This window comes from Enterobacter sp. GER_MD16_1505_Eko_090 (genome assembly GCF_003331015.1).
Lineage (GTDB): Bacteria > Pseudomonadota > Gammaproteobacteria > Enterobacterales > Enterobacteriaceae > Enterobacter > Enterobacter roggenkampii.
Map to the genome: position 1 here is coordinate 159,435 of NZ_PUQF01000004.1, position 17,754 is coordinate 177,188.

General features: G+C 56.7%; 21 protein-coding genes. 4 read left to right on the forward strand and 17 right to left on the reverse strand.

The features are described 5' to 3' along the window. Nucleotides 1-71: 71 nt before the first annotated feature. The 4 genes from C6A40_RS06320 to mutY form a co-directional block, all read right to left on the reverse strand. Nucleotides 72-1,328, reverse strand: coding sequence for a nucleoside permease (locus tag C6A40_RS06320; protein WP_008499767.1), 1,257 nt, complete (start codon nt 1,326-1,328; stop codon nt 72-74). 217 nt (nt 1,329-1,545) lie between these two features. Then, nucleotides 1,546-2,622, reverse strand: a complete 1,077-nt coding sequence (mltC, locus tag C6A40_RS06325; protein ID WP_021242082.1) for a membrane-bound lytic murein transglycosylase MltC — start codon at nt 2,620-2,622, stop codon at nt 1,546-1,548. A 124-nt stretch (nt 2,623-2,746) separates the two neighbouring features. Continuing rightward, complete coding sequence (locus C6A40_RS06335; protein WP_008499765.1) at nt 2,747-3,019, reverse strand: oxidative damage protection protein; 273 nt, start codon at nt 3,017-3,019, stop codon at nt 2,747-2,749. 25 nt (nt 3,020-3,044) lie between these two features. Next, nucleotides 3,045-4,097 (reverse strand): A/G-specific adenine glycosylase, encoded by a 1,053-nt coding sequence (gene mutY, locus C6A40_RS06340; RefSeq protein ID WP_169809165.1) that lies wholly within the window; start codon nt 4,095-4,097, stop codon nt 3,045-3,047. Nucleotides 4,098-4,241: 144 nt separating this feature from the next. Between mutY and trmB the strand changes: the two genes are divergently transcribed. Genes trmB through C6A40_RS06355 form a run of 3 tightly spaced genes read left to right on the forward strand, consistent with a single transcriptional unit; the run spans nt 4,242 to nt 6,060 of the window. Further along, a complete protein-coding gene (gene trmB, locus C6A40_RS06345) occupies nt 4,242-4,961 on the forward strand; it encodes a tRNA (guanosine(46)-N7)-methyltransferase TrmB (RefSeq protein ID WP_025912470.1) in 720 nt (239 codons plus the stop codon). After that, nucleotides 4,961-5,287 carry a YggL family protein gene (locus tag C6A40_RS06350; protein ID WP_003862421.1) on the forward strand — a complete coding sequence of 109 codons (327 nt, stop codon included), beginning with the start codon at nt 4,961-4,963 and terminating at the stop codon, nt 5,285-5,287. Before trmB ends, C6A40_RS06350 begins: the two co-directional genes overlap by 1 nt. A gap of 56 nt (nt 5,288-5,343) precedes the next feature. Then, nucleotides 5,344-6,060 (forward strand): DUF2884 domain-containing protein, encoded by a 717-nt coding sequence (locus tag C6A40_RS06355; protein WP_008499762.1) that lies wholly within the window; start codon nt 5,344-5,346, stop codon nt 6,058-6,060. A gap of 174 nt (nt 6,061-6,234) precedes the next feature. Here C6A40_RS06355 and hemW read toward each other — a convergent pair whose 3' ends face one another. The 5 genes from hemW to C6A40_RS06380 are packed head-to-tail and all read right to left on the reverse strand — an operon-like array spanning nt 6,235 to nt 9,549. Next, on the reverse strand, nt 6,235-7,377 hold the full coding sequence (hemW, locus tag C6A40_RS06360; protein WP_045335221.1) for a radical SAM family heme chaperone HemW: 1,143 nt from the start codon (nt 7,375-7,377) through the stop codon (nt 6,235-6,237). Beyond that, complete coding sequence (locus C6A40_RS06365) at nt 7,370-7,963, reverse strand: XTP/dITP diphosphatase (RefSeq protein WP_032653325.1); 594 nt, start codon at nt 7,961-7,963, stop codon at nt 7,370-7,372. Before C6A40_RS06365 ends, hemW begins: the two co-directional genes overlap by 8 nt. A 3-nt stretch (nt 7,964-7,966) precedes the next feature. Continuing rightward, nucleotides 7,967-8,263 carry a DUF167 family protein YggU gene (gene yggU / locus C6A40_RS06370; RefSeq protein ID WP_008499758.1) on the reverse strand — a complete coding sequence of 99 codons (297 nt, stop codon included), beginning with the start codon at nt 8,261-8,263 and terminating at the stop codon, nt 7,967-7,969. Next, nucleotides 8,260-8,826 (reverse strand): YggT family protein, encoded by a 567-nt coding sequence (locus C6A40_RS06375; RefSeq protein ID WP_008499757.1) that lies wholly within the window; start codon nt 8,824-8,826, stop codon nt 8,260-8,262. The genes yggU and C6A40_RS06375 overlap by 4 nt, the downstream gene beginning before the upstream one ends. Nucleotides 8,827-8,847: 21 nt before the next feature. After that, nucleotides 8,848-9,549: a YggS family pyridoxal phosphate-dependent enzyme gene (locus tag C6A40_RS06380; protein WP_032675475.1), complete on the reverse strand. Its 702-nt coding sequence runs from the start codon at nt 9,547-9,549 to the stop codon at nt 8,848-8,850. A gap of 17 nt (nt 9,550-9,566) precedes the next feature. On the opposite strand from C6A40_RS06380, the gene C6A40_RS06385 reads away from it, so the two are divergent. After that, nucleotides 9,567-10,547: a type IV pilus twitching motility protein PilT gene (locus C6A40_RS06385; protein ID WP_025912467.1), complete on the forward strand. Its 981-nt coding sequence runs from the start codon at nt 9,567-9,569 to the stop codon at nt 10,545-10,547. 10 nt (nt 10,548-10,557) lie between these two features. On the opposite strand, the gene ruvX is transcribed toward C6A40_RS06385, so the two are convergent. The 8 genes from ruvX to metK form a co-directional block, all read right to left on the reverse strand. Beyond that, entirely contained in the window at nt 10,558-10,974 is a 417-nt protein-coding gene (gene ruvX / locus C6A40_RS06390; RefSeq protein WP_021242076.1) for a Holliday junction resolvase RuvX, read from the reverse strand. Next, complete coding sequence (locus tag C6A40_RS06395; RefSeq protein WP_045335223.1) at nt 10,974-11,534, reverse strand: YqgE/AlgH family protein; 561 nt, start codon at nt 11,532-11,534, stop codon at nt 10,974-10,976. Before C6A40_RS06395 ends, ruvX begins: the two co-directional genes overlap by 1 nt. Before the next feature lie 82 nt (nt 11,535-11,616). After that, the gene (gene gshB, locus C6A40_RS06400) at nt 11,617-12,564 is read right to left on the reverse strand and encodes a glutathione synthase (RefSeq protein WP_008499751.1); all 948 of its coding nucleotides are present in this window, start codon (nt 12,562-12,564) and stop codon (nt 11,617-11,619) included. Nucleotides 12,565-12,583: 19 nt separating this feature from the next. After that, complete coding sequence (rsmE, locus tag C6A40_RS06405) at nt 12,584-13,315, reverse strand: 16S rRNA (uracil(1498)-N(3))-methyltransferase (protein ID WP_021242075.1); 732 nt, start codon at nt 13,313-13,315, stop codon at nt 12,584-12,586. A 51-nt stretch (nt 13,316-13,366) separates the two neighbouring features. After that, nucleotides 13,367-14,074 (reverse strand): deoxyribonuclease I, encoded by a 708-nt coding sequence (endA, locus tag C6A40_RS06410; protein WP_021242074.1) that lies wholly within the window; start codon nt 14,072-14,074, stop codon nt 13,367-13,369. A 94-nt stretch (nt 14,075-14,168) separates the two neighbouring features. Then, nucleotides 14,169-14,666 (reverse strand): SprT family zinc-dependent metalloprotease, encoded by a 498-nt coding sequence (locus tag C6A40_RS06415; RefSeq protein WP_021242073.1) that lies wholly within the window; start codon nt 14,664-14,666, stop codon nt 14,169-14,171. 58 nt (nt 14,667-14,724) lie between these two features. Next, nucleotides 14,725-16,122 (reverse strand): galactose/proton symporter, encoded by a 1,398-nt coding sequence (gene galP / locus C6A40_RS06420; RefSeq protein ID WP_008499747.1) that lies wholly within the window; start codon nt 16,120-16,122, stop codon nt 14,725-14,727. A gap of 441 nt (nt 16,123-16,563) precedes the next feature. Beyond that, nucleotides 16,564-17,718, reverse strand: a complete 1,155-nt coding sequence (gene metK, locus C6A40_RS06425; protein ID WP_008499745.1) for a methionine adenosyltransferase — start codon at nt 17,716-17,718, stop codon at nt 16,564-16,566. Between the last annotated feature and the right edge of the window lie 36 nt (nt 17,719-17,754).

Genomic DNA, 17,754 nt, shown 5'->3' on the forward strand with positions numbered 1-17,754 from the left:
CGGCTTCGCCTTACCCGGCCTACGGTCTGGTTTTGTAGGCCCGGTAAGCGCAGCGCCACCGGGCACAACAATCAATGCGCGATCGGCTGCGCACCGTGTGGTTCACGCACGTGCTTGTACTTGAACAGTGCGATGAACGCGAAGAACAGCACCAGCGAGTACGCCGCGAAGATCAGCCACACCGGCTGCCAGTTGGTGATGCCGTTGGTGGTGTACATCTCAACCACTTTACCGCTCACCACGCCGCCCAGAATACAGCCGAAGCCGTTGGTCATCATCAGGAACATACCCTGCGCGCTGGCGCGGATTTCAGGTTTAACCTCTTTTTCCACAAACACCGAGCCGGAGATGTTGAAGAAGTCGAAGGCGCAGCCGTAAACAATCATCGACAGCACCAGCAGCACCGTGCCGAACGGGCTTGGGTCGCCGTAGGCGAACAGACCGAAGCGCAGCATCCACGCCGCGATACTGATCAGCATGACGTTCTTGATGCCGTAGCGGCTCAGGAAGAACGGGATGGTCAGGATGAACAGCGTCTCAGAGATCTGAGAGATGGACATCATCACCGACGCATGCTCAACGATAAAGCTGCCGGAGAACAGCGGGTTGTTATCGAAGCTGTGCAGGAAGGTGTTGCCGAACATGTTGGTGATCTGCAGCTCCGCGCCCAGCAGCATGGAGAAGATGAAGAAGATCGCCATGCGTTTGTTTTTGAACAGCGCGAAGGCATCCAGGCCGAGCATGGTGCTCCAGCTCTGGTTTTTCTGCTGGTTAGACACCGGAATGGTTGGCAGCGTCAGGGTGAAGATCGCCAGCAATACGGAGAGCGCCGCACCGATATAGAGCTGCATATGGCTCAGTTCGAAGCCCGCGAAGCTTACGCCCCACATCGCCATGATAAAGCCGATGGTGCCCCAGATACGGATTGGCGGGAAATCGGTGACGATATCCATATCCGCGGACTTCAGGCGGTAGTAGGAGATGGTGTTGATCAGCCCAAGCGTTGGCATATAGGCCAGCGAGTTGAGCAGAATCACCATGAACATCGCCCCCGGCGTGGTCACCTGGGCTGCCATAAACAGCGTCCCCGCGCCCACCAGGTGGCAAAGCATGTACAGCCATTTGGCGCTTAACCATTTATCCGCCACGATCCCCAGCAGCGTTGGCATGAAGACAGCCGCAATACCGAGCGAGCTGTAGACGGCACCGATTGACGCACCATCGAACTTGAGCGTCACAAACATATAGGAGCCGAGTGTAGTCAGCCAGCTACCCCACAGGCAGAACTGCAGAAACGACAATATTTTAAGCTGCAGCTTAAGGTTCATGTTACTTTCCTCACAAGTGAGCGGGAGATATGTTGTTATAGAAACATTCAGGGTTGTTATTTGATGCAATTCTATCAGTTGGCAACGATATGTTTTGTTACCTCCCGCAAAAAAATGCAATCCACATTAATTTGCAGTTTGGATTGTGATGCAAATAACATTTTCGTATGGGTGGGGGAAGCAGAACACCTTCTCCTTGCAGGAGAAGGTGTGCGGATCACCGGCGACGGTAGTTCTTCTGCGCCGTATTCACCTTATACAGATAACGACGGGATTCCGCGGACGGGTGGCGGGTGGTCAGGGTGGCGTAGACATCCCCCGGCGCCATGCTGTTGATGATGTTTGCGGCCTGCACTTTGTCATTTGAGAAGACGCGCAGCACGCTGCCCGCGCCGCCGTTATAGGCAGTGATCACCGCATAGCGACGCGACGTCGGGTTGTCGATGCCGCCGAGGTAGACATTGTTCAGCATCGCCAGATAGGCCGTGCCGGTATCAATGTTGCTCTGCGGGTCGAACAGATAGCTGCGGCTCGGCGTGCCGGATTTGCCCTGCGCGCGGAACACGTCTTTACCGGCGCTGTGCTGCACCACCTGCATCAGCCCCAGGGCGTCGGAACGGCTTACCGCATACGGGTTAAACGAGGATTCGGTCTGCATAATCGCCAGGATCAGCGACTCATCCACGCCGTATTTACGCGAGGCCTGACGCACCATGCCCAGATACTTATGCGCACGCTTGTCGAGGTGGTTCGGGACGAGGTTGATGGTGACGCTGTAGATAATCTTCAGACCGTTAGAGCGGCTCTTCAGGCGCGTTTGCAGCAGGTAGTCGGCAAATTTCGTGGCGCGACCTTCCCAGCGGATCGGCTGGCCGGTCTGATCGACGACCTGACCGTACAGGAACGGCTCTTTCGAGATGGTGATATCGTCGGCATCGGAGTAGAGATCGATTGAGCCCGGATCGTCACCCATCAGCAGGGTTTTGATAATGGCCTGACGGAGTCGAGCCGCAGGGTCCGTGCCTGCGATGGTCTCAATCGTGATCGTCCCCTCATCAAAGTTGATGTGGCTACGGGTCAGATAGGCGTCGGTGTACTTAACGTAGTCCTTAGGTCCGGCAATAAGAACTTCGTTAAATCCCCATATGTTCTCGATGTTGTGGGCAAACTGCCCCATCAAAATGTCAAAACCGTTGGTGTCCTTGATCCAGGCTTCGTTGTAATCATCGCCTTTTTTTGACGAACACGAGACAAGCAACGGCGCAACAAGGGCTAGCGCTAAAAGTTTTTTCATCATTCCGGGAGTGCGTGTTGTGTTTGCTTAGTCGTTGCTTTCGCCGGGTGGCGCTGCGCTTACCCGGCCTACAAAACCGTAGGCCCGTGCAAGCGAAGCGCCGCCGGGCAACAGCCGCTCGATATTATTTTTCCGGTGGCGTATAGCCTTCGATGTGCACGTCTTTACCTTCGAACAGGAAGCTCACCATCTCCTGCTCCAGCAGCTTGCGGTGTTCCGGGTTCATCATGCTGAGTTTCTTCTCGTTGATCAGCATGGTCTGCTTTTTCTGCCACTGTCCCCAGGCTTCTTTGGAGATTTCATTGTAGATGCGTTTACCCAGCTCGCCCGGATAAAGCTGGAAATCCTGGCCTTCAGCGTCACGCTGCAGGAAAGTACAAAAAATCGTTCTGGCCATACTCATTCCTCTTTTTTGACCGATGCTAAACCATTGCACCGGCACGTAATTGCTGTAACAGGCGCTCCACGGGAGCCGCCAGCCCGACTGATGGCGGTTGCGCTAAGTTATACCAGAGAGCGGTGCCTTCATCCATGCACGAGGCGACGGAGGACACGGGAAGCCACATCGGCACAATATCCAGATGGAAATGGCTGAAGGTGTGGCGAAACGCGGTCAGCTGCGTCAGGTTATCGGCAGCAATCCCGCGCTGTTTAAGCCATTCACGCAGCAAGTCTTCATCTTCAAACTGTGGGAAGCAGTATAGACCACCCCACAGACCGCTCGGCGGACGCTGGGCCAGGAAGACCTCATCACCGTGCTGCATCAGCAGCATATAGCCGGTGCGCTCCGGCAGCGTCTGTTTGGGTTTCTTGCCCGGATACTGCGCCCAGGAATGGTTGGCATACGCCACGCAGAGGTTATTTACCGGGCAGAGTTCGCATTTGGGTTTTGAGCGCGTGCAGACCATGGCGCCGAGATCCATCATCGCCTGGTTGAAACGCTCGACGCCGTTGGCTGGGGTAACCGCTTCACTGATTTCCCAAAGGCGTTTTTCAACATCCTTCTTCCCCGGCCAGCCGTCAACGGCATAGCAGCGTGCCAGCACGCGCTTCACATTGCCGTCGAGGATCGGGAAATGCTTGCCTAAAGACAGGGAGAGAATAGCGCCTGCGGTCGAACGCCCGACGCCGGGTAAGTCCGCCACCTCGTCGAAAGTTTCCGGGAATTTACCGTTGTGGCGCGTCGCGACCTGCTGTGCGGCCTTGTGCAAGTTGCGCGCGCGGGCGTAATAGCCCAGCCCGGTCCACAGGTGCAGGACCTCGTCCAGCGGGGCATTGGCCAGATCGGTCACCGTCGGGAAGCGCGCCATAAAACGCTCGAAGTAAGGGATCACCGTGGCGACCTGCGTTTGTTGCAACATCACCTCGGAGAGCCATACTTTGTACGGCGTTTTTTCAATTTGCCAGGGCAGGGTTTTACGCCCGTATTTGTCGTACCAGTCCAGCACCTGGGCTGAAAATTGAGAGGCTTGCATGGTCATCGATTCGCATAATCAGGGACGCAGATTGCAGCACAGCGTCAATCTGCTGTAAACCGGATCTTTCCCATGCTTGCATAGAAGCCTTAACTTTGGATAATGCCCGTTTCCCGAACATTCTCACAAGCAGACAACTCTTTTATGAAAAACGACGTCATTTCACCGGAATTTGATGAAAACGGTCGCCCGCTGCGCCGTATTCGCAGCTTTGTCCGTCGTCAGGGCCGCCTGACAAAAGGTCAGCAACACGCGCTGGACAACTACTGGCCGGTGATGGGCGTTGAGTTCAGCGAGCAGCCTCTGGATTTTGCCGAGCTGTTTGGCCGCGACGCGCCGGTCACGCTGGAAATTGGCTTCGGTATGGGCGCCTCGCTGGTGACCATGGCGAAAGCGCGCCCGGAGCAGAACTTCCTTGGTATCGAAGTGCATTCGCCGGGCGTGGGCGCATGTCTGGCAACGGCCCATGAAGAGGGCGTTGAGAACCTGCGCGTGATGTGTCACGACGCGGTGGAAGTGCTGCACAAAATGATTCCTGACAATTCTTTAACCATGGTTCAGCTCTTTTTCCCTGACCCGTGGCATAAAGCGCGTCATAATAAACGCCGTATCGTTCAGGCGCCGTTTGCCGAGCTGGTTAAAAGCAAGCTGAAGCTGGGCGGTGTCTTCCATATGGCGACCGACTGGGAACCGTATGCGGAACATATGCTGGAAGTGATGTCGTCGCTCGACGGTTACAAAAACCAGTCTGCGAGCAACGACTATGTACCGCGTCCGGAATCGCGTCCGGTAACGAAATTTGAACAGCGTGGCCATCGTCTTGGTCACGGTGTATGGGACTTAATGTTCGAGAGGGTGAAATAATGGCAAAGAATCGTAGCCGTCGTCTGCGTAAAAAGATGCACATCGAAGAATTCCAGGAAGTGGGCTTCTCCGTTGCGTGGCGTTTCCCGGAAGGCACCAGCGTTGAGCAGATCGATCAGGACGTGGATGCGTTCATCAACGAGGTGATCGAGCCAAACAAACTGGCCTTCGACGGTAGCGGCTATCTGGCCTGGGAAGGTCTGATCTGCACCCAGGAAGTGGGTAAATGCACCGAAGAACATCAGGCTCTGGTCCGTAAATGGCTTGAAGACCACAAGCTCGAAGATGTCCGCGTCAGCGAACTTTTCGACGTTTGGTGGGACTAATTAAGCAGTAAGGGGCCAGCATTAGCTGGCCCGTTTTGTCTGAGGGAGTGTTTAAGATGCGCAAAACGTTGCTGGCAGTTGCTTTGATGGCAACCGGATTCACCGCCCATGCGGATTATCAATGTAGCGTCACCCCGCGTGATGACGTGGTGTTAAGCCCGCAAACCGTGCAGGTCAAAGGCGAGAACGGCAATCTGGTAATTACGCCAGAAGGGAACGTCACCTATAACGGCAAACAGTACAACCTGACTGCCGCACAGCGCGAGCAGGCGAAAGACTACCAGTCCGAATTGCGTACCGCGCTGCCGTGGATTAATGAAGGTGCCCTGACGCGCGTCGAAAAGAGCCGCGTGGCGTTGGATAAGATCATCACCAAAGAGGTGGGTGAGAGCAGTAACATGCGCACCCGCCTGACGAAGCTGGACAAGCAGCTTAAAGAACAGATGAACCGCATTATCGAGACGCGCTCCGACGGCCTGACGTTCCACTATAAGGCGATCGATCAGGTTCGTGCTGATGGGCAGCAGCTGGTGAACCAGGCGATGGGCGGCATCCTGCAGGACAGCATCAACGAGATGGGCGCCAAAGCGGTGCTGAAAGGCGGCGGTAACCCGCTGCAGGGCGTGCTGGGCAGTCTGGGCGGCCTGCAAACCTCCATTCAGAACGAGTGGAAAAACCAGGAAGATGATTTCCAGCAGTTCGGCAAAGACGTGTGTAAGCGCGTGGTGTCGCTGGAAGATAGCCGGAAGGCGCTGGTGGGGACGCTGAAGTAAGGTCCCCTAACCCTAACCCTCTCCCTTTTAGGGGGTACGGTCCGGGGACATGGTGAACGCTTTTTAACATCCTTTACCCATGGTGATCGACTGTTTCTTCAGGTCGATCATCTCCACACTCTGCCAGCCTTTCCCTCAGCTGGCAGAACGGGATGCAAAATCCTGAACCAACCTTCAGGAATCTTCGGCGAGGAACAGCTCAAGAAGGGAATTGAGGAACAGTTTGCCGTGCTCGGTGATCTGCCAGTATTCCTCACATTCCGTGAGATACCCCTGCGCCAGCGCTTCGTCGATCTGCGGGCGAATCACCGACTCCGGCAGCCCGGTGTACAGCGCAAACTCAGCGCGCGGCGCGGCTTCCAGCAGACGGAAGCGGTTCATAAAGAACTCAAACGGCTTATCCGCCGCCTCGACGTCGTGCTGACGCTCCAGGTAGCGGCCTTCCATATACCCGCGCGGGTGGCGGGTTTTGGCAGTACGCAGAATACGCCCGTCCGGGAAGGTCACCTTGCCGTGCGCGCCGCAGCCAATGCCGAGATAGTCGCCAAAGCGCCAGTAGTTCAGGTTGTGCTGACACTGATAGCCCGGCTTCGCATAGGCCGACGTTTCGTACTGCTGATAGCCCGCAGCGGTTAACAGCTGGTGACCCTGCTCGAAGATATCCCACAGCGCGTCGTCATCCGGCAGCACCGGCGGACGCGAGCCAAACAGGGTGTTGGGCTCGATGGTGAGCTGATACCACGACAGATGAGGGGGATTCAGCGCAATGGCCTGGCGCAAATCGTCCAGCGCCTCTTCCAGAGACTGATCCGGCAGGCCGTGCATCAGATCCAGGTTAAAGCTGCGAAGATTAAGACCGGTCGCCAGGTTTGCCGCGCGTTTCGCCTCTTCCGGGCCGTGAATACGCCCCAGGCGCTTCAGCTTCGGCTCGCTAAAGCTCTGCACGCCGATGGAGATGCGGTTCACGCCCGCGCGCTGGTAGTCGACAAAACGGTCGGCCTCAACGGTGCCGGGGTTGGCTTCCATCGTAATTTCAGCATCCGCTGCCAGGTTCAGGCGCGCACGCACGCCGTCCAGCAGCGTTTGCATCGCCGGGCCTGACAGCAGGCTCGGCGTACCGCCACCAATGAAAATGGTCTTAACTTCACGTCCCTGTGCGTAAGGTACATCGGCATCCAGGTCGGCCAGCAGATGCGCAACGTAGTCATCGTGCGGCACTTCGCCCTTCAGCGCGTGCGAGTTGAAATCGCAGTACGGGCATTTTTGCACGCACCACGGGATGTGAATATAAAGACTCAGAGGTGGCAAATTAGCCATTACGCAGTGCTTCCAGTAACAGTTTCAGCGCGCGTCCGCGGTGGGATATCGCGCTTTTTTCTTCGCGGGTCAGTTCCGCAGCGGTTTTGCCCTCGGAAGGGACAAAGAAAATCGGGTCATAGCCAAAGCCGCCTTTGCCAGCTGCTTCACGGGTAATCACGCCCGGCCAGCTGCCGTGGCAGACGATCGGCGTCGGGTCTTCCGCGTGACGCAGATAGACCAGCACGCAGTGGAACTGCGCGGTGCGCTGCTCGTCCGGGACGTCTTTCAGGGCGACAAGCAGCTTTTCCAGATTCTGCTGGTCGGTAGCGTCAACGCCGGAATAGCGGGCAGAGTAGATCCCCGGCGCGCCGCCGAGGGCGTCTACGGCCAGGCCGGAGTCGTCGGCAATCGCGGGGAGGCCAGTTACCTGCGCAGCGTGGCGCGCTTTAATGATCGCGTTTTCGATAAACGTCAGCCCCGTCTCTTCGGCGGAATCCACGCCAAGATCGGTCTGGGCGACCACGTCCAGACCAAAATCATTTAATAGCGAGGCCAGCTCGCGCACTTTACCGGCGTTGCCGGTCGCGAGAACAACTTTCTGCATGGTTTAGTCCTGTTCTGTCAGAGCCGCGACTTCCGTCGGGATAGATTGCGGATTAAGGATTTTTACCTGTTTATGTCGCCCCAGTTCGCCTTTTTCAATGATGACCTGGCTTTTGGCGACGCGAAACTGTTTTGCCAGATATTTGGTCAGATGCGCGTTCGCCTGGCCGTCAACCGGCGGGGCAGTGATGGCGACTTTTAACTCGTCGCCATGCAGTCCAACAATACCGTCACGGCTGGCTTTCGGCTGAATATACAGCCGTAAAACCAGCCCGTCAGCGCAGGTGCTTACGGCACTCATAGCGCCATCCACAGCCCCGGCAGCAGCATATCGCCCGTGGACTGCAGCAGTTCAGCGACCCCCATGTTGATCACATAGAGCAGCAGAACCAGGATCATCGGCGAAAAATCGATGCCGCCCATAGACGGAAGCAGGTTACGGATCGGGCGCAGCAGCGGCTCGGTCAGCTGAATCAAGGCGTACTCCACCGGGCTACGGCCCTGGCTCACCCAGCTCATGATCGCCATGACCAGCAGCACCCAGAAGATCAGCAGACCGATGGTTTTGATCAAAATCAGGACGGCGACAATCCAGATAATCGGCTGGAAGGTGAAGACCATAAACAGCACAATCGCTTTGATAACGCTCAGAATAAACGCCACCAGCAGAGACGAACTGTCGATGGGCCCCATGGCCGGGATAATACGGCGCAGCGGTCCGACAACAGGCTGCGTGATTTTCACGACAAACTGCGAGAACGGATTGTAAAAATCACAGCGGGCCCACTGCATCCAGACGCGCAGCAAAAGCGCCATCGTGTACAGCTCAATGACCGTTGAGAGCAGGAAAGTCAACGTCTTCATGGCGTTCCTCAGGTTTCCTTATTATTTTGAGTAGTCGCGCGCACCGAAAATTGCCGTGCCGATGCGCACCATCGTGCTGCCTGCCGCAATGGCGGCTTCCATATCATCCGACATGCCCAGAGAAAGCGTGTCTACCGTGTTATAGCGCGCTTTAAGCGCCTCAAATGCTACAGCCATTTGCTGTGCCACGGCAAACTGCCTTTCATAACTTGACTCAGGCGCCGGGATTGCCATCAAACCACGCAGGCTTAAGCGCGGCAGTTCGGCCACCTCGGCTGCCAGCGCATCCAGCTCGCTCAGCGCAATACCGGACTTGCTGTTTTCATCGCTGATGTTGATTTGAATCAGCACGTTAAGCGCTGGCATCTCTGCCGGACGCTGGTCGTTCAGGCGTGTCGCAATGCGCAGACGGTCAACGGTATGGCACCAGTCGAAGTGCTCCGCCACCAGACGGCTTTTGTTCGACTGCAGTGGGCCGATAAAGTGCCACTGCAGATCCGTCTTCCCCTGTTCCTGGAAGTAGCGAATTTTATCCACGCCTTCCTGGACGTAGTTTTCACCAAACGCCCGCTGGCCTGCGTCAATGGCTTCTGCGATGGCGCTCGCAGGCTTGGTTTTGCTGACTGCAAGTAGCGTAATTTCTTCTGAAGCCCGGCCGCAACGCGTTGCGGCGGATGAGATTTTGTCCCGGACCTGTGCCAGGTTATGCGCAATGTCGTTCATTTTCCGAGGAGTAGTCTATGGATGTGGAAGAAATTGTGGCCCTTAGTGTAAAGCATAACGTCTCCGATCTACACCTGTGCAGTGATTCGCCACCTCGCTGGCGCAGAACGGGCCGCCTTGAACCGGCACCGTTTCCTTCTCCGGACCTCGGGGCGTTGTTAAAAGCGTGGCTCAACGATGAGCAGCAGGGGATATGGTGGGCCAGCGGGCAGGTGGATTTTGCCGCGACGGTGGCGGGAGGCCAGCGCCTGCGCGGCAGTGCCTTTAAGCAGATGCGCGGAGTCTCTGTGACGCTACGGCTGTTGCCGCGTACCTGTCCGCAGCTCGCTTCGCTGGGCGCGCCGAGGGCAATCCCGGAACTGTTAACCAATGCGTCCGGGTTGATTCTGGTGACGGGGGCGACCGGCAGCGGCAAATCCACGACGCTGGCGGCGATGGTCGATTTTCTCAACCACCATACTGACGGCCATATTCTCACGCTCGAAGATCCGGTGGAGTTTATCTATCAGAGCGAGCGTTGCCTGATCCAGCAGCGGGAGATCGGCCAGCACAGCCCGTCATTTGCCGACGCGCTGCGCAGTGCCTTACGCCAGGATCCGGACGTGATTTTGCTGGGAGAGCTGCGCGACAGCGAAACGATCCGCCTGGCGCTAACGGCAGCGGAGACCGGGCACCTGGTGCTGGCGACGCTGCATACGCGCGGGGCATCGCAGGCGATTGAGCGGCTGGTCGATACGTTCCCGGCGCAGGAGAAAGATCCGGTGCGTAACCAGCTGGCCGGCAGCCTGCGGGCGGTGCTGGCGCAGAAGCTGGTTCCTGACTTACAGGACGGGCGCGTCGCGCTGTATGAGCTGCTGGTGAATACCGCGGCGGCGGCGAATCTGATACGAGAAGGAAAAACGTGGCAGCTGCCCGGCATTATTCAAACCGGACAGCAGGCAGGCATGCAGAACTTTGACCAAAGCCTGGCGGAGAGACGGGCGCAGGGGCGGTTGTAGGCCCCTGTGCTTAAAAGCCCTGCTCGAAATAGCTTTCGAGGATGATGACGGCAGAAGCGGAGTCCACGCTGCCTTTATTGAGCGCGCGGAAGCCACCGTGCTCAAACAGACCCGCACGCGCTTCGACGGTGCTGAGACGCTCGTCGTGCAGCTTCACGGAGACGCCAAAGCGGCCATGGATTTTATTGGCGAACTTACGCGCCCGGGCAGTCAGCGGCTGTTCGGTACCGTCCATGTTGAGCGGTAATCCGACAATCACGTCATCCGGCTGCCACTCTTTGAGCAGACGCTCAATGAGGTTCCAGTCCGGCGTACCGTCGTTGGCCTTCAGGGCGGTAAGCGGACGCGCGGTACCGGTGATGCGCTGCCCCACGGCGACGCCAATGCTTTTAGTGCCAAAATCGAAGGCCAGAAGCGTTCCGCTCATCAGGCGTGCCCCGCTACGCCAGGCATGGTCAGGATATCAATGCCAATCAACTTCGCCGCGTCGCGCCAGCGATCGGCAATCGGCGTTTTAAACAGGATATTCATGTCCGCAGGGGCGGTGAGCCAGGCGTTATCGAGGATCTCCTGCTCAAGCTGGCCTTTCTCCCACGACGAATAGCCCAGCGCCACCAGCACTTCAGAAGGCTGCTCTGAGGTGCCCAGCGTTTCGAGCACGTCACGCGAGGTGGTGATGACGGTGTTATCCGAAATGCGGATACTGGAAGAGAACACCGGCGGCGTATGCAGGATAAAGCCGCGATCTTCTGCAAGAGGTCCACCCAGCATCACGGGCTTATCAAGCCGGATCTCCGGCAGTCGCGCTTCAGCCGGGATTTTCAGCTTGTCCAGAATCCCTTCAACCTGAAGATTTTCCAGCGGTTTATTAATGATAATACCCATCGCACCGTCTTCATTGTATTCACAAATATAAACCACGGCGCGGCGAAAAATCGGGTCCTGGAGAGCAGGCATGGCAATAAGAAAGTGATGCTGTAAATTCATTGTCAGAGGTACTGTTTCCTGGTTTAAAAAGCGACAGCGACCAGTATGCGGAGAAACCCGGGCGCTGTCACTCATTGGTGGGTTATTTCTGCAGGCGTTTTTCGATGGCGTCCATCAGCATTCCGGTGATCGAGACCGGGAATTCCGCTTCAATTTCACGAATGCAGGTCGGGCTGGTGACGTTCACTTCGGTCAGACGATCGCCGATGATATCCAGTCCGACGAAGATCAGGCCTTTGGCTTTCAGCGTCGGGCCTACGCGGCGGGCAATTTCCCAGTCGCTTTCGGTCAACGGACGCGGTTCACCCCGGCCACCGGCCGCCAGGTTACCACGGGTTTCGCCACCCTGCGGGATACGCGCCAGGCAGTAAGGGACCGGTTCGCCATCCACCACCAGCACGCGTTTGTCGCCGTCCTTGATCGCCGGAATATAGTTCTGTGCCATGCAGTAACGGGTGCCCAGTTCGGTCAGGGTTTCGGCAATCACGCCAATGTTCGGGTCGCCTTCTTTCACGCGGAAAATCGACGCGCCGCCCATCCCGTCCAGCGGCTTCATGATGATGTCGCCGTGCTTCTGCCAGAATGCCTTCAACTGCGCTTTGCTGCGGGTCACCAGGGTTTCCGGCGTCAGGTCAGAGAACCAGGCGGTGTAGAGCTTCTCGTTACAGTCGCGCAGGCTCTGCGGCTTGTTGACGATCAGCGTGCCTTTCTCTTCTGCACGTTCAAGGATATAGGTGCAGTAGATGTACTCGGTGTCGAACGGCGGATCTTTACGCATCAGAATGACGTTGAGATCGGCCAGGGCAATGTCCTGCTCGGTGCCGAACTCATACCATTTGTCGTAGTTCTGCTCGACGTTAACGATGCGGGTGCGGGCGCGGGCTTCACCGTTGATCAGGTAAAGATCGTTCATCTCCATATAGTGGAGTTCATAGCCGCGACGCTGCGCTTCCAGCAGCATGGCGAAGCTGGAATCTTTCTTGATGTTGATGTTTGCGATGGGGTCCATCACGATGCCGAGCTTGATCATCTTTCTCTCCAATAATGCGTCAACCCAGATCGCCAAACCGTACCTGTAGCGCGGTAATGGCCGTGAGTGCCGTTGTCTCAGTGCGCAGAACGCGAGGTCCCAACAGAATATCAGTAAACTGGTAACGTGCCGTCATCGCAATTTCGTCCGCCGACAGGCCGCCTTCAGGGCCAATCAGCAGGCGAACGCGCTCAACGGGCAGCGGCAGCGTATTGATGCTGGCGCTGGCGCGCGGATGAAGATTGAGCTTCAGCCCACTGTCCTCTTCTGCACACCACTCCTCCAGATCCATCGCCGGGCGGATCTCCGGAATACGGTTGCGGCCACTCTGTTCGCAAGCCGCGATGGCAATTTTCTGCCACTGCTGGATCTTTTTGTTCAGACGTTCCGCATCCAGTTTAACGCCACAGCGCTCAGAAAAAAGTGGCGTAATGAGGCTTACACCCAGTTCAATGGATTTCTGGATCGTGAACTCCATTTTCTCGCCGCGCGACATCACCTGGCCCAGATGGATATGCAGCGGTGATTCCCGGTCATCCACTTCACCGCGCAGGACGTTCACGTGTACGCTTTTTTTATCCGCCCGCGTGATTTCCGCGTCGAAAACCTGGTTAGAGCCGTCGAACAATTGTATTGCCTGGCCGGCACCCATGCGCAGCACGCGGCCAACGTGGTTGGCGGCGTCATCAGACAGGGCGATTTCACGGCCTGCGGTAATCAGTTCAGGATGGTAAATGCGGGGAATGCGCATAGTCAGAAATTCCATGTGTCATGCGATATAAGCGAATTGCCGTAGTGTAGGTTAGCTCTTTTGCGCCTGGCAAGCCCGCTGGACGTAAGGGTTGTGATTCCCCTGGACTCTGGCGATACGCTCGTCGCGCTGGCATTCCCACTCCGTCACCGGGTACTGCTTGTCCCAGGCGTTGAACAACTGGGTCTGCTGGCGGGAGAGGTTGAGATCGTAACGGTCACGCATATAGAAATAGGTGCGGGCAATGCTGCCGCGCGCGCGGGCAGGGGGCTCGGCGACTTTCTCTTTAAAATCAATCTTCATACCGCACTGGCCGTACTGACCTTCGCCACCGTTCCACTGGCTGTACATGAAGTTGCCGCGATCGCCGTTCACTTCGCCCACCGCGGGCTGCAGGTTATGCATGTCGCTTTCCATCTGGCGGTAAACCGGATCTTTGGCGCAGTTTTTACGTCCACCATCCTGCCAGCACTGGCGCTGGTGGCCAAACTGCCATGCCGGAACGACATGTTCCCATTCAATACGGCTGGCGCGGTTTTCGTTTTTACGCACCTTGTAGCCGCAGGACTCAAGGTCTACGACTCCTTTTTTACCCTGCCAGTTAATTTTACAGCCGCAGTAGAAATCGCCCGGTACGTCAGCGTTGACCTTTACACCGGCCGCTTTGGCCTGAGAGAAACTGTTGATACCGTCGGCCAGGGCGTGGCCTGAGAGCGCAGTCGTCAGAAAGGCGACCGCGAGAGAAAAATTACGGGACATCTTACACTCCGTGTCAAAACGAGCCCGCAACGTAACGAATGTTGTTCCTGTATGCAATCAGTCAGATCAGGAAAGTTCCTGAACGTTCAGATAATTATTCCGCCACCAGCGGCTCGCCGCATTTCACGCAGCGGTAGGTTGCCTCGCCGCGCACCACGCGATTATGGCGGCGGACGGTAAGCTGATGTTGCTGACACTGGCAGCGGTAGGGGAAGGTATTGCGGCGCACCGATTCCAGCTCGAACTGATGGGTTCTGCGCGCCGGAACGCCGAGCACCGCTTCCATCATCCACTTCCACTCCTTGCCGTGGGGGGCGACGCGTCCGAAGTGTTTCCACACCAGCAGGTGCGCCAGCTCGTGCGGCACCACCTCATCAATAAACGCCTGCTGGTTTTCCATCATCAGAACCGGGTTCAGGCGGATCTCATAGGATTCCAGCCAGGCGGTACCGGCCGAGGTGCCACGCTGCTGGTAGACGAGTTTGGGTTCAGGGTAATTGCGACCAAGCTTCAGGTTCGCCTGCGCGAGTTTTTCCCGCAGGCTGCGCATAACGGCTTGCTGAATGGCGATGGGGAGACGGGGAGCTTTCATAGGGGCAGAGCATAAAGCGGGAAGCGGGGAGGCGCAAGAGGCGCCTCCCGTAAGAGGATCAGTCGTGGGCGCCGATTTCGCGCAGCGGGCGACCTTTCATCAGGTTACGTTCAATATGTTCCAGCGAAACGTGTTTGGTTTCCGGAACCAGCCAGATAGTCAGCACAATAAAGAAGATGTTCAGACCGGCGTAGACCCAGAAGGTATTGGCATTGCCCAGAGTGTTGAGCATGGTCAGGAACGTTGCGCCGACGATCATGTTGGCAATCCAGTTCGTTGCGGTAGAGCAGGTGATACCAAAATCACGCCCTTTCAGCGGCTGGATCTCAGAACACAGCACCCAGATCAGCGGACCGGCGCTCATGGCAAACCCGACGATAAACATCAGCAGCATGCCTACCGCAAAGTACTGGGCGGTTGGGGAGTGAATGCCCACATGCATCATGGTACCGAGGACGCCCATACCGGCCGCCATCACCAGGAAGCCCAGCGTCAGGGTTGGCTTACGTCCCCAGCGGTCCACCAGACCGATGGCGATAAAGGTCGCCAGCACGTTGGTCAGACCCACGATGACGGTCCCCCACATCTGCTCGGTGGTGTTGGTGTAACCCGCCAGTTCAAAGATTTTTGGCGCGTAGTACATGATGACGTTCATCCCGGTGAACTGCTGCATCACCTGGAGCAGCACGCCGAGGAACACCGCCCGGCGGAAGTTGCTGTTCTCTTTAAACAGCGCCCAGCCGGACTGTTTGACCTTCAGGCTCTCGCGGATCTCTTCCAGCTCGTTTTTCGCCTCTGCGCTGGTATCACGCAGGCGCATCAGCACGCGTTCGGCATCGTGGAAGCGACGTTTTGCAGCAAACCAGCGCGGGCTGTCCGGCAGGAAGAAGACGCCAATCAGCAGCAGAACCGCAGGGATGATGATCACGCCGAGCATCCACCGCCATGCGCCGCTGTAGCTAAACGCGGTATCGGAAAGGTACGCGCCCAGGATACCGATGGTGATCATGAGCTGGTACATCGAAATCATACTGCCGCGGATTTTCTCCGGCGCGATTTCAGACAGGTAGAGCGGGGCGGTATAGGACGCCACGCCCACGGCCAGACCGAGCAGCACGCGGGAAACCAGCAGAACCTCAACGTTAGGTGCAGCAGCGGAGAAGAGTGAGCCGGCCACGAACAGGATCGCGCCAATCATCAGGCTCTTTTTACGTCCGAGTTTGAAGGAGAGCCAGCCGCTGCCGACGGCCCCAACGGCCGCACCGAACATCATGGAGCTGACCACCCATTCCTGGGTGTGAGCGCTAATCTGGAACTCGTCAGTGATGAAAGGTAATGCACCGGCAATCACGCCGATATCCAGGCCAAAAAGTAATCCTGCCAGGGCGGCGAGGAAACAGACGAAGAATGTCATCGCCTTGTTGGACGTACGCCCCTGTTTTTTATTGTCAGGCATTATGCCCTCCAGTTGGGTTATCAGTTTTATTGATGGTAAGGGTAGGTGAGCGACCCGTAAAAATATGTGAGATTAATCACATAGGTGTAATCGGTTACACTCGTGTGCAACCGTAAATAAAATTAACGCTTTGAAAATATAGAGGTAAATGAAGTGAGGCGCATCGCGAAAGGAGATATTTCAGACTTAACTGAAAGGGAATGTAACAGCAGAAGAATGGCGATCATGCAAAGAGAATATTCTGAAAGCGGATAGCTGCCGGTGCGGTGTAATCGGTTCCAAATAGTGCGCCTTTCAGCCGGGTGGCGGCTGCGCTTTACCCGGCCTACAAATGCCCAAAACTCGTAGGCCCGTGCAAGCGAAGCGCCGCCGGGCAAGGATGATCGCACAAATGCAAAAGGCCAGCCCGAAGGCTGGCCTTTTAAAAGCGATGTCAGTCGATTACTTCAGACCGGCAGCTTCACGCAGCAGGGCGGCTTTGTCGGTTTTTTCCCATGGGAAATGTTCACGACCAAAGTGACCGTATGCAGCGGTTTCTTTGTAGATTGGGTGCAGCAGATCCAGCATCTGAATCAGGCCGTATGGGCGCAGGTCGAAGAACTCGCGCACCAGCAGGGTCAGCTGTTCTGAAGGCACTTTCTCGGTACCAAAGGTTTCCACCATGATGGAGGTGGGCTCAGCCACGCCGATAGCATAGGAAACCTGAATCTCACAGCGGTCAGCCAGGCCGGCAGCCACGATGTTTTTCGCCACATAACGTGCCGCGTACGCTGCAGAACGGTCCACTTTTGATGGATCTTTACCGGAGAATGCACCGCCACCGTGACGCGCCATGCCGCCGTAGGTATCAACGATGATTTTACGACCGGTCAGGCCGCAGTCACCCATTGGGCCGCCGATAACAAAGCGTCCGGTCGGGTTGATGAAGAATTTGGTGGCGCTGCTCAGCCATTCGGTTGGCAGAACCGGCTTGATGATCTCTTCCATCACCGCTTCCTGCAGGGATTTCTGATCGATATCTTCGGCATGCTGGGTAGACAGAACCACCGCGTCAATACCGACAATTTTACCGTCGTCGTACTGGAAGGTGACCTGGCTCTTCGCATCCGGGCGCAGCCACGGCAGGGTGCCGTTTTTACGCACTTCAGCCTGACGCTGCACCAGACGGTGTGCGTAGGTGACCGGCGCTGGCATCAGCACGTCGGTTTCGTTGGTTGCATAGCCGAACATCAGGCCCTGATCGCCCGCGCCCTGTTCCAGCGGATCGGCACGGTCAACGCCCTGGTTGATGTCTGGAGACTGTTTGCCAATTGCGCTCAGTACCGCGCAGGAGTTGGCATCAAAGCCCATATCAGAATGCACATAACCGATCTCACGCACCGTGTTACGGGTGATCTCTTCGATATCAACCCATGCGCTGGTGGTGATCTCACCGCCAACCAGAACCATGCCGGTTTTGACATAGGTTTCACACGCGACGCGTGCTTTTGGATCCTGCGCGAGGATCGCATCCAGCACCGCATCGGAGATTTGGTCAGCAATTTTATCAGGATGTCCTTCTGATACGGACTCGGACGTAAACAGGTGTTTTGCCATGTTTTATTTCACCTAAGAGGAATTTGGTTAGCTCAA